The 10,554-nt window shown below is 67.8% G+C and carries 10 protein-coding genes; 5 read left to right on the forward strand and 5 right to left on the reverse strand.

Going from position 1 to position 10,554, the window contains the following annotated elements:
• The first annotated feature begins 89 nt into the window (after positions 1–89).
• The 5 genes from hutU (at position 90) to hutG (ending at position 6,151) form a co-directional block, all read left to right on the forward strand.
• On the forward strand, positions 90–1,841 hold the full coding sequence (gene hutU, locus ACOQFS_RS18805) for a urocanate hydratase (protein ID WP_421564342.1): 1,752 nt from the start codon (positions 90–92) through the stop codon (positions 1,839–1,841).
• A gap of 68 nt (positions 1,842–1,909) precedes the next feature.
• Positions 1,910–2,614 carry a HutD family protein gene (locus ACOQFS_RS18810; protein ID WP_421564351.1) on the forward strand — a complete coding sequence of 235 codons (705 nt, stop codon included), beginning with the start codon at positions 1,910–1,912 and terminating at the stop codon, positions 2,612–2,614.
• A gap of 42 nt (positions 2,615–2,656) precedes the next feature.
• Positions 2,657–3,916 carry an imidazolonepropionase gene (gene hutI / locus ACOQFS_RS18815; protein WP_421564343.1) on the forward strand — a complete coding sequence of 420 codons (1,260 nt, stop codon included), beginning with the start codon at positions 2,657–2,659 and terminating at the stop codon, positions 3,914–3,916.
• Entirely contained in the window at positions 3,913–5,301 is a 1,389-nt protein-coding gene (locus tag ACOQFS_RS18820) for a formimidoylglutamate deiminase (protein WP_421564344.1), read from the forward strand. The genes hutI and ACOQFS_RS18820 overlap by 4 nt, the downstream gene beginning before the upstream one ends.
• A gap of 37 nt (positions 5,302–5,338) precedes the next feature.
• Positions 5,339–6,151, forward strand: coding sequence for an N-formylglutamate deformylase (hutG, locus tag ACOQFS_RS18825; RefSeq protein WP_421564345.1), 813 nt, complete (start codon positions 5,339–5,341; stop codon positions 6,149–6,151).
• Positions 6,152–6,218: 67 nt separating this feature from the next.
• Here the strand turns inward: hutG and asd are convergent, their stop codons facing one another.
• The 5 genes from asd to ACOQFS_RS18850 all read right to left on the reverse strand — a co-directional run bounded on the left by asd (position 6,219) and on the right by ACOQFS_RS18850 (position 10,500).
• Positions 6,219–7,067 carry an archaetidylserine decarboxylase gene (asd, locus tag ACOQFS_RS18830; RefSeq protein ID WP_421564346.1) on the reverse strand — a complete coding sequence of 283 codons (849 nt, stop codon included), beginning with the start codon at positions 7,065–7,067 and terminating at the stop codon, positions 6,219–6,221.
• 72 nt (positions 7,068–7,139) lie between these two features.
• On the reverse strand, positions 7,140–7,853 hold the full coding sequence (locus ACOQFS_RS18835; protein ID WP_421564347.1) for an ABC transporter ATP-binding protein: 714 nt from the start codon (positions 7,851–7,853) through the stop codon (positions 7,140–7,142).
• 1 nt (position 7,854) lies between these two features.
• Positions 7,855–8,628: an ABC transporter ATP-binding protein gene (locus ACOQFS_RS18840; RefSeq protein WP_421564348.1), complete on the reverse strand. Its 774-nt coding sequence runs from the start codon at positions 8,626–8,628 to the stop codon at positions 7,855–7,857.
• A complete protein-coding gene (locus tag ACOQFS_RS18845) occupies positions 8,621–9,640 on the reverse strand; it encodes a branched-chain amino acid ABC transporter permease (RefSeq protein ID WP_421564349.1) in 1,020 nt (339 codons plus the stop codon). Before ACOQFS_RS18845 ends, ACOQFS_RS18840 begins: the two co-directional genes overlap by 8 nt.
• Positions 9,637–10,500 (reverse strand): branched-chain amino acid ABC transporter permease, encoded by an 864-nt coding sequence (locus tag ACOQFS_RS18850; protein WP_421564350.1) that lies wholly within the window; start codon positions 10,498–10,500, stop codon positions 9,637–9,639. Before ACOQFS_RS18850 ends, ACOQFS_RS18845 begins: the two co-directional genes overlap by 4 nt.
• Positions 10,501–10,554 lie beyond the last annotated feature (54 nt).

Raw genomic sequence — 10,554 nt, forward strand, 5'->3', positions numbered from 1 at the left:
CCCTTCGACAAGCTCAGGGCGAACGGGGTGGATGACCGCAGCCACACTTCCATCGATCCACTGTCACCCCATTCATTCAGGAGCCCACCATGAACGCCAACGACGCCATCATCGCCGCAGCCTCCAGCACTGACCCCCGCCACGACGCCAGCCGCGTGATCCGCGCGCCGCGTGGCACCCAGCTCACCTGCAAGAACTGGCTCACCGAGGCGGCCTACCGCATGATCCAGAACAACCTCGACCCCGAGGTGGCCGAGCGCCCGCAGGACCTGGTGGTCTACGGCGGCATCGGCCGCGCGGCGCGCAACTGGGAATGCTTTGACCAGATCCTCGCCTCGCTCAAAGACCTGAACGAGGATGAATCGCTGCTCATCCAGTCCGGCAAACCGGTGGGCGTGTTCAAGACCCACCCCAATGCACCCCGCGTGCTGCTGGCCAATTCCAACCTGGTGCCCAAATGGGCCAACTGGGAGCACTTCAGCGAGCTGGACCAGAAGGGCCTGTTCATGTACGGCCAGATGACGGCCGGCAGCTGGATCTACATCGGCACGCAGGGCATCGTGCAGGGCACGTATGAAACCTTTGCCGAGGCCGGGCGCCAGCACTATGGCGGCTCGCTCGCGGGCCGGTGGATCCTGACGGCCGGTCTGGGGGGCATGGGGGGCGCGCAGCCCCTGGCCGCCACGTTCGCGGGCGCGGTGTCGCTCAACATCGAATGTCAGCAAAGCAGCATCGACTTTCGCCTGCGCACGCGCTATGTGGACAAGCAGGCCAAGGACATCGACGACGCCATCGCGCTCATCAAGCACCATACGGAGCGCAAGGAAGCCATCTCTATCGCCCTGCTGGGCAATGCGGCCGAGGTGCTGCCCGAGCTGGTCAAGCGCGCCAAGGCCGGCGGCCCGAACGCGATTCGGCCCGACCTGGTCACCGACCAGACCTCCGCGCACGATCTGGTCAATGGTTACCTGCCTGCCGGCTGGACGGTGGCGCAGTGGCGCGCCGCGCAGCAGGACGTGGCGCAGCATGAAGCGCTGAAAAAGGCCGCCGCCCGCTCGTGCGCCGTGCACGTGCAGGCCATGCTCGACTTCCAGGCCATGGGCATCCCGACGGTGGACTACGGCAACAACATCCGCCAGGTGGCTTTCGACGAAGGCGTGAAGAACGCCTTCGATTTCCCCGGCTTTGTGCCCGCGTACATCCGTCCGCTGTTCTGCGAAGGCAAGGGGCCGTTCCGCTGGGTGGCACTCTCGGGCGATCCAGAGGACATCCGCAAGACCGACGCCAAGATCAAGGAACTGTTCCCCGACAACCAGCATGTGCACCGCTGGCTGGACATGGCGGGCGAGCGCATTGCCTTCCAGGGCCTGCCCGCACGCATTTGCTGGCTGGGCCTGGGTGAGCGCCACCTTGCGGGCCTGGCCTTCAACGAGATGGTGAAGAACGGCGAGCTGAAGGCACCCATCGTGATCGGCCGCGACCACCTGGACACCGGCAGCGTGGCCAGCCCCAACCGCGAGACCGAGGGCATGAAGGACGGCACCGACGCCGTGAGCGACTGGCCGCTGCTCAACGCGCTGCTCAACACCGCGGGCGGCGCCACCTGGGTCAGCCTGCACCACGGCGGTGGCGTGGGCATGGGCTACTCGCAGCACTCGGGCATGGTCATCGTGGCCGATGGCACCGATGCGGCTGCCGAGCGCCTGGCGCGCGTGCTGGTCAACGACTGCGGCAGCGGCGTGATGCGCCATGCCGACGCGGGCTACGAACTGGCGGTGCAGACGGCGAAGCAGCAAGGCCTGAAGCTGCCGATGGTGCCGGGTGCAGACGGAGCGCGCTGATGCCTGCCACTGACCCTGCAGGGGCCGCTTCGCCAGGTGTGCCGGGCGCGCCGGGTGCGCTGGATGCGCTGGGTGGTGCGGCGGACTCTCCGGCCGGCTCCCCACGGGGCGAGGCCGCGCACTGGTTTGATCTGCGCACGGTGCCTGCCACCCACTGGAAGAACGGTGGCGGCACCACGCGCGAGCTGGTGTGCTGGCCGCCCGGTGCGGGCAACGAGGCCTTTGGCTGGCGCGTGAGCGTGGCCCGCATCGCGGCGCCGGGGCCGTTTTCGGCGTTCATGGGGGTGGACCGTCAGATCATGCTGCTCGACGGCGATGGCGTGACGCTGCATGGCGAACAGGCCGAGCTGTGCCACACGCTGCAGCAGCGCTGGCAGCCCTGGGGCTTTGCGGGTGAGCAGCCGCTGCACAGCCGCCTGATCGGCGGGCCGTCGACCGACTTCAACCTGATGCTGCGCCGAGGCCAGTGGCAGGGCCGCATGCAGGTGGTGCACGACACGGCCACGGTGGGCGCCACGGGGGCCGGGCTGTGCATGGTGCTGCAGGGCCAGTGGGCGGTGTTGGGCGGCGAGGCGGCGCGTATGCTGCAACCCGGGCAGGGCCTGTGGTGGCATGGGCCCATGGGCGCACGGGTGCTGCAGCCCTTGCAGCCGCTGTCGCCCGAGGTCGCCAACCCCCATCCTTTTGCGCCCGATGAGCGGCCTGCGCTGGTCTGGGTGGACGTGGTGGCCTTGAATTCATCATCAAAATCGCCTTCAGCGCTTATCCAATAAGCGCTTTCAGCTATCAAAATCGTAGTAAAAGAGCCCAGCCCCATGCCTGATCGCATCGATTCCTTACCCGGCCCCAGCGCCGATGGCATTTGGCACGGCTTGCTGGCCGTGCCGGCGCTGGTGCAGCCCGATGTACCCGTGCCGCCCGGCGCGCGCGTCAGCATCGTCGTGCAGCAAGGGCAGATGCGGTGGGTGGGTCCGGACGCGGCACTGCCCCCCGGCTGGCAGCACCTCCATCGCAGGCAAGGGGCGGGCGCGCTGGTCACGCCGGGCCTCGTCGACTGCCATACCCACCTGGTCTACGGCGGCCAGCGCGCCAACGAGTTCGCCATGCGCCTGGCCGGCGCCAGCTATGAGGACGTGGCAAAAGCGGGCGGCGGCATTGTGTCGTCGGTGAAGGCCACCCGCGCAGCCACTGAAGACGAACTCTTCGCCCAGGCCGCCCCGCGCCTGCAGGCGCTGCTGGATGAAGGCGTGTGCGCCATCGAGATCAAGTCCGGCTACGGCCTGGCCCTGGAGCACGAGCGCAAGCAGCTGTGCGTGGCCCGCCGTCTGGGCGAGGCATTCGGCGTGACGGTGCGCACGACCTTCCTCGGCGCGCATGCGCTGCCCCCCGAGTTTGCAGGGCGCAGCCAGGACTACACCGACCTGGTCTGCAATGAGATGTTGCCCGCACTGGCCGCCGAAGGCCTCGTGGATGCGGTCGATGTGTTCTGCGAACGCATCGCCTTCACGCTGGCCGAGACGGAGCAGGTGTTCCAGGCTGCGCAAAAGCTGGGCATTCCGCCCAAGCTGCATGCCGAGCAGCTGTCGGACATGGGCGGGGCGGCCCTGGCCGCGCGCTACGGCGCACTGTCGTGCGACCACATCGAGCACCTGTCGCAGCAAGGCATTACCGCCATGAAGGCCGCAGGCACCGTGGCCGTGCTGCTGCCAGGCGCCTACTACACGCTGCGCGACACGCACCTGCCGCCCATTGAGGCCCTGCGCTCGGCGGGCGTGCCCATGGCCGTCTCCACCGATCACAACCCTGGCACCTCGCCTGCGCTCAGCCTGCTGCTCATGGCCAACATGGCCTGCACGCTGTTTCGCCTGACGGTGCCCGAGGCGATGGCCGGTATCACCACCCATGCTGCACGCGCGCTGGGCCTGCAAGATACCCACGGCCTGATCGCATCGGGCCGCCCCGCCAACTTCGTGCTGTGGCCCGTGGGCGAGGCCGCCGAGCTGGCCTACTGGGTGGGCCACAAGCCCGCTGCCACCATCGTGCGCCAGGGGCGTATCCACGGAGCCATGCCATGACGACGAAGCAGCTGTTCGCCGCCAACGCCCTGCTGCCCACCGGCTGGGCGCGCGATGTGCTCGTCGCCTGGGACGGGGCAGGGCGCATCACGCACGTCGCTGCGGACAGCGCTGCACCCGCAGGCACGCCGGTCGCGCCCGGCCCGCTGATCCCCGGCATGCCCAACCTGCATTCGCACGCGTTTCAGCGCGCGTTTGCGGGCCTGACCGAATACCGCGCGCAAAGCCAGGACAGCTTCTGGAGCTGGCGCAATCTGATGTACCGGTTTGCCGCGCGCATCACGCCCGAGTCGCTGGAGTCCATTGCGACCTGGCTCTATATAGAGATGCTGGAGGCGGGTTACACCAGCGTGTGCGAGTTCCACTACGTGCACCACAGCCCGGACGGCACACCCTACGCCGACGATGCCACGCTGTCGCTGGCGCTGCTGCGCGCGGCGCAGCGTGCGGGCATCGGCATTACGCTGCTGCCCGTGCTCTACCAGACCAGCGGTTTCGGCGCGAAGCCGCCGCGTGCCGACCAGGCGCGCTTCATCCGCAGCACCGATAGCATGCTATCTTTATTGGAGCGCCTGGCGACCGCCACACAAGCGCTGGGGGCCAATTTGGGCCTTGCCCCGCATTCGCTGCGGGCTGTGCCGCCCGACAGTCTGACTGCTGCCGTGCAGGGCCTCACGGCGCTGAACCCCCAGGCGCCCATCCACATCCACATCGCCGAGCAGACGCAGGAGGTGGAAGACTGCATCGCCTGGAGCGGCCAGCGCCCCGTGCAATGGCTGCTCGACCATGCGCCGGTGGACAAACGCTGGTGCCTGGTGCATGCCACGCACATGACGCCGCAGGAATATGCCGACGCCGCTGCCACCGGCGCCGTGGCTGGCATCTGCCCCACCACCGAAGCCAACCTGGGCGACGGCATCTTCGACATGCCGCTGTGGCTGCAGCACGGCGGCCGCTGGGGCGTGGGCTCGGACAGCCACGCCTGCGTGAACGCGGCCGAGGAGCTGCTGATGCTGGAATACGGCCAGCGCCTGTCGCTGCGCCAGCGCAATGTGCTGGCCACGGCAGCGCAGCCCGAAGTGGCCACGGCCATGACGCTCCAGGCGGTGCAGGGCGGATCGCAGGCATCCGGCCGCGCGATCGGTGGACTGGCCGTGGGCCAGCAGGCCGACATGGTGGCGCTGGACGCCCAGCACGTGGCGCTGGCGGGCTTGCCCGCGCACAGCATGCTGTCGGCCCACGTGTTCGGCAGCCACCGCACCTCGGCCATCGCCAGCCTGTGGGTGGCGGGCGCCCAGCGCGTGGCGCAGGGCCGCCATGTCCTCCACGATTCAGCTGCGCAGGCGTTTGTAGCCGCGCGCTCCATGACCATTGCAGCGGGTTGAAACCCCGGGCCCTTGGACTCCAACCCATTTGTTATCCATGACCACCACGCCTCCGCCCTTCACCTTTCACCAGGGCACAGCGCCCCTGCTGATCTCCATGCCCCACGCGGGCACCTATGTGCCGCCGCAGCTCGCCGCGCGCTTCACCGACGAGGCCCGCCACGTGCCCGACACCGACTGGCACATGGAGCGCCTCTACGCGTTTGCGAAAGACCTGGGCGCATCCATCCTCGTCGCCACACATTCGCGCTACGTGGTGGACCTGAACCGCCCGCCCGATGGCGCAAGCCTGTACCCCGGCCAGAGCGTCACCGGCCTGTGCCCCGTGGACACCTTTGACGACACGCCCATCTATGCGCAAGGCGATGTGCCGGATGACGCCGAGATCGCCGCGCGCCGCAACGCCGTCTGGGTGCCGTACCACGCGCAGCTGCGGGCGGAGCTGGACCGCATCCGCGCCCTGCACGGCGTGGCGGTGCTGTGGGATGCGCATTCGATCCGCTCGGTGCTGCCGCGCTTTTTTGACGGCAAGCTGCCCGACCTGAACCTGGGCACGGCCGACGGCGCGAGCTGCGACCCGGCGCTCGCTGCCGAGCTGCTGGCCATTGCCCAGTCGGCGCCCGGCTACACGGGCGTGCTCAACGGCCGCTTCAAGGGCGGCCACATCACACGGCACTATGGCCAGCCCGCGCACAACATCCACGCGGTGCAGCTGGAGATGACCCAGTGCAGCTACATGCAGGAGGCCTTGCCGTTTGACTACCTGCCCGAGGTGGCGGCGGGGGTGCAGCCGCACCTTGCGCGCATGCTGACCGCCGCGCTGGCGTTTGCCGCCGCGCACCGCTGCTGAAATACTCCTGTTTTGATAGCTGCTGGCGCTTATTGGATAAGCGCTAGGGGCCGAAAAGGCTTGAAATTCAGGCGCTGCGCTGCGCCATGGCCTCGCCCAGCTGAATGGCCCGCGCGGGTGCCCAGGCGGGGTTGAAGGTGAGCGGCCCCTGCGGGAACAGCATCACCACCGTGGAGCCCAGCAAAAAGCGCCCCATCTCCTCGCCCTTTTGCAGGCGCACCTGGCCGGGCGCGTAGTCCCACTGGCGCGGCGTGCCGGGGCGGGGCGGGTTCACCTGGCCATGCCACACGGTGGCCATGCTGCCCACGATGGTGGCGCCCACCAGCACCAGCACGAAGGGGCCGTGGTCCGACTCAAACACGCAGACCACGCGCTCATTGCGCGCAAACAGGCCGGGCACGCCGCGCGCGGTGGTGGGGTTGACCGAAAACAGGTCGCCGGGCACATGGACCATGCGCGTGAGCGTGCCCGCGCAGGGCATGTGGATGCGGTGGTAGTCGCGCGGGCTGAGGTACAGCGTGGCGAAGTGGCCGTTCTCGAAGCGCGCGCCCAGCGCTGCGTCACCGCCCACCAGGGCGGTGGTGGAGTAGCTGTGGCCCTTGGCCTGGAAGATCTGGTCTTTGGCAACGGGGCCGAACTGGCTGATGGCGCCGTCCACGGGGCAGATCAGGTCAGCGCCGGCCAGCGGGCGGGCGCCGGGTTTCAGGGCCCGCGTGAAGAAATCGTTGAAGCTGGCGTAGCTGGCAATGTCGGGGTTGGCCGCCTCGGCCATGTTCACCTTGTAGCGGCCCACAAACCAGCGGATCACCGAGGTGGTGAGCCCACCCAGCTGCGCCGATGCGAATCGGCCGGCGAGGGATGTCAGTGCCTGTTTGGGCATCAGATATTGCGGCAGCACTGCCAGGCGATCAGACACGGGGGGGCCCTTCAAAGACGAAAGCGGACGATTCTATCGGCGCGGGCGGGCGTGGCCGGCTCGGACCTTCGCTCAAACCCCGAGGTACTGCTCCAGCAGCGCGGGCTCTGCATGCAGCGCATGCGAGCTGCCCTCGAACACCACCTGGCCCTTGACCAGGATGATGTTGCGGTCGGTGATCTGGGTGACGTGCTTCCAGTTCTTGTCCACGATCACGCTGCTGATGCCGCTGTCCTTGATGACGCTGCAGATGCGCCAGATCTCGCGCGCAATCAGTGGCGCCAGGCCCTCGGTGGCTTCGTCGAGGATGAGCACGTCGGGGTTGGTCATCAGCGCGCGGCCGATGGTGAGCATCTGCTGCTCGCCCCCGCTGAGCTGCTGGCCGCCGTGCGACAGCCGCTCCTTCAGGCGCGGAAAGGTCTCCAGCACGCGCTCGTAGGTCCAGTCGCGCTGGCCGCGCGTGCCGGCGCGGGCGGCCATCTGCAGGTTCTCGACCACGCTCAGGTTGCCAAAGATGCCGCGCCCCTCGGGCACGTAGGCGATGCCGAGGCGCGCCACCTCGTAGGGCGGCTTGCCCGTCATGTCGCGGCCGGCCACGGCCACTGTGCCCGAGCGGGGTTTGACCAGGCCCATCAGCGACTTGAGCAGCGTGCTCTTGCCCATGCCGTTGCGGCCCATGAGGCCAATCGTTTCGCCCTGACCCACGGTGAAGTCAACGCCGTGCAGGATATGGCTGCTGCCGTAGAAGGTGTGGATGCCCTTGGCATCGATCCATGGAGTGGTCATCTCAGTGGTCCTCTCCGAGGTAGGCGGCCTGCACGGCGGCATCGGCACGCACGTCGCCGGGCGTGCCGTGCGCGATCACCTCGCCATTGACCATGACCGTGAGGCGGTCGGCCAGCGCGAACACGGCGTCCATGTCGTGCTCCACCAGCATGATGGCGTGCGCGGGCTTGAGGCGCTGCAGCAGCTCGACCATGCGCTCGGCTTCGGCCACGCCCATGCCGGCCAGCGGTTCGTCGAGGAGCAGCACGCGCGGCTCGGTGGCCAGCGTCATGGCGATCTCCAGCTGGCGCTGTTCGCCGTGGCTCATGGCGCCCGCGATGGCCGTGCGCCGGTCTTTGAGGCCAGAAAGCTCGATGGCGCTTTCCAGACGGGCGTTGGTAGCTCTGTTTTTGATAGTGGCAGAGCGGGTGTCCTGCCACCAGCGCAGAGGGTTCCAGGGCTGCTGCGCATCGCGCGACTGCGCGGCCAGGCGCACGTTTTCGTGCACGGTGAGCGGCAGGAAGATGTTGGTCTTCTGGTAGCTGCGGCCCAGGCCCTGGCGCGAGATGCGCTCGGGCGCCCAGCCGGTCACGTCGGTGCCACCCAGCAGCACCTTGCCTGCGGTAGGCGGCAGGTCGCCCGAGAGCAGGTTGGTCAGCGTGGACTTGCCTGCGCCGTTGGGGCCGATGACGGCGTGGATGCGGCCCCGCCACAGGTCCACCGACACGTTGTTGACGGCCGCCAGCCCGCCAAAGCGCTTGGTCACCTGCTGGGCGGACAGGAGAACTTCAGCCATGGTCCGGCCCCTTTGGCGATGCAGCGGGAAGAGGGGGCGAAGCCGCGTCGCGGGGGCGGGCCAGCATGCCCAGCAGTCCGCGCGGTGCGGCCACCACCACCAGCACGATGAAGCCGCCCATCAGCAGCTGCCAGTGCTTGGTGATGTCCTTGAACACATGCAGCAGGTACTCAAACGCAAAGGCCCCCACGATGGCGCCCGCGAAGTTGCCCATGCCGCCCAGGATGACCATCATGATGGCGTGCGCGCTCATGTGAAAGCCCATCAGCTCGGGGTTCACGTAACCCGTTTGCGCACCCCACAGATAGCCCGCCAGACCCGCCAGCGCGCCCGCCACGGTGAATGCCGTGAGCTTGTAGCCCTGCGTGCCGAAGCCCATGGCGCGCATGCGGTGCTCGTTGATGCGGATGCCCGAGAGCGCGCGGCCCAGCGGGCTCCACAGCAGGCGGCGCAGCAGCGCGTAGACGGCGACGACCAGGGCCAGGGTGAAGTAGTAGAAGGTCTTGCGGCCCTCCAGGTCGAAAGGCAGCCAACCGAGGATGGACGCGTCGGGCCGGAAGTTGATGTACAGGCCGTCCGAGCCGCCCAGCGCCTTGTTGTCGAAGAACAGATAGAACACCATCTGCGCGAACGCCATGGTGACCATGATGAAGTAGATACCGTGCGTGCGCACCACGAAGAAACCGATGACGAGCGCCGCCAGCGCGGAGCCACCCACGGCCAGCGGCAGCGTCCACCACAGGCTGACCGGCGCGTCGGCCGGAGTAAGAAAGGCCAGCGCATAACCCGCCACACCGAAGTAGGCCGCGTGCCCCAGCGACACCAGGCCGGTCACGCCCTGCAACAGGTCCAGGCTCATCGCAAAGATGGCCATGATCATCATGCGCGTGACCATCTGCACATAGAAGTCGCTGCCCACGAAAGGGAAGGCGAGCAGCGCAACAAGGCCGAGGACCAGCGTGAACTGCACGCTGCGCGGCAGTACTTCGATATTGGCGCGCGGAGTGCTCATTGTTTAAAGAGACCTTCGGGTTTCCACAGCAGCACGGCCGCCATCAGCATATAGACCAGCATGCCCGCCACCTGCGGCAGCAGCACCTTGCCGAAGGTGTCCACCAGGCCCACCAGCAAGGCAGAAATCAGGGCACCGCGCACCGAGCCGATGCCGCCGATCACCACCACCACAAAGCACATGATGAGCACCGAAGAGCCCATGTTGGGGTAGACGCTGGACACCGGCGCGGCCACCATGCCCGCCACTGCCGCCAGCCCCACGCCCAGCGCGAACACGATGGCGTGGATGAGCTTGATGTTCACGCCCAGCGACTCGGCCATGTCGCGGTTGAACGCGCCGGCCCGGATCTTCATGCCGAGCCGGGTCTTGGAAATCAGCAGATACAGCGCCACGGCCAGCGCCAGGCAAATGCCCGACATGAAGAGCCGGTAGACGGGGTAGGAGAGGGTGTCGGTCAACGGGATCGACCAGTTCAGCGCGGCGGGAATGGCCACGCCATGCACGTCGTCGCCCCACAGCAGTGAGCGCAGCTCTTCGAAGATGTAGATCAGGCCGAAAGTGAGCAGCACCTGGTCGAGGTGGTCGCGGTGGTAGAAGTGCCGGAACAGCAGCCATTCGAGCGCCAAGCCAAATACCACTGCCAGCGCGGCGCCCCCCAGGATGGCCAGCGTGAGGCTGCCGAAATGCCCCGACAGCGAGTACGCGAGATAGGCCCCCAGCATGTAGAAGCTGCCATGCGCGAGGTTCACCACGCCCATGATGCCGAAGATCAGCGTGAGACCGGCCGCCAGCATGAACAGCAGCAGGCCGTACTGCACGCTGTTGAGCAGCTGGATCAGGAAAGTGGCGAAGTCCATGGATGCGTGAAATGGGGCGGGCCGAGCGAGGGCAGCCGAGCAAGGGCCGCCCCG

It is taken from the genome of Paracidovorax sp. MALMAid1276, assembly GCF_049198005.1.
GTDB lineage: Bacteria > Pseudomonadota > Gammaproteobacteria > Burkholderiales > Burkholderiaceae_C > Acidovorax.

Coding starts and splice junctions, on each gene's coding strand:
- hutG (WP_421564345.1), top strand. CDS start 5,339: ATGACCACCACGCCTCCGCCCTTCACCTTTCACCAGGGCACAGCGCCC.
- hutU (WP_421564342.1), top strand. CDS start 90: ATGAACGCCAACGACGCCATCATCGCCGCAGCCTCCAGCACTGACCCC.
- ACOQFS_RS18820 (WP_421564344.1), top strand. CDS start 3,913: ATGACGACGAAGCAGCTGTTCGCCGCCAACGCCCTGCTGCCCACCGGC.
- ACOQFS_RS18850 (WP_421564350.1), bottom strand. CDS start 10,500: ATGGACTTCGCCACTTTCCTGATCCAGCTGCTCAACAGCGTGCAGTAC.
- ACOQFS_RS18845 (WP_421564349.1), bottom strand. CDS start 9,640: ATGAGCACTCCGCGCGCCAATATCGAAGTACTGCCGCGCAGCGTGCAG.
- ACOQFS_RS18840 (WP_421564348.1), bottom strand. CDS start 8,628: ATGGCTGAAGTTCTCCTGTCCGCCCAGCAGGTGACCAAGCGCTTTGGC.
- hutI (WP_421564343.1), top strand. CDS start 2,657: ATGCCTGATCGCATCGATTCCTTACCCGGCCCCAGCGCCGATGGCATT.
- ACOQFS_RS18835 (WP_421564347.1), bottom strand. CDS start 7,853: ATGACCACTCCATGGATCGATGCCAAGGGCATCCACACCTTCTACGGC.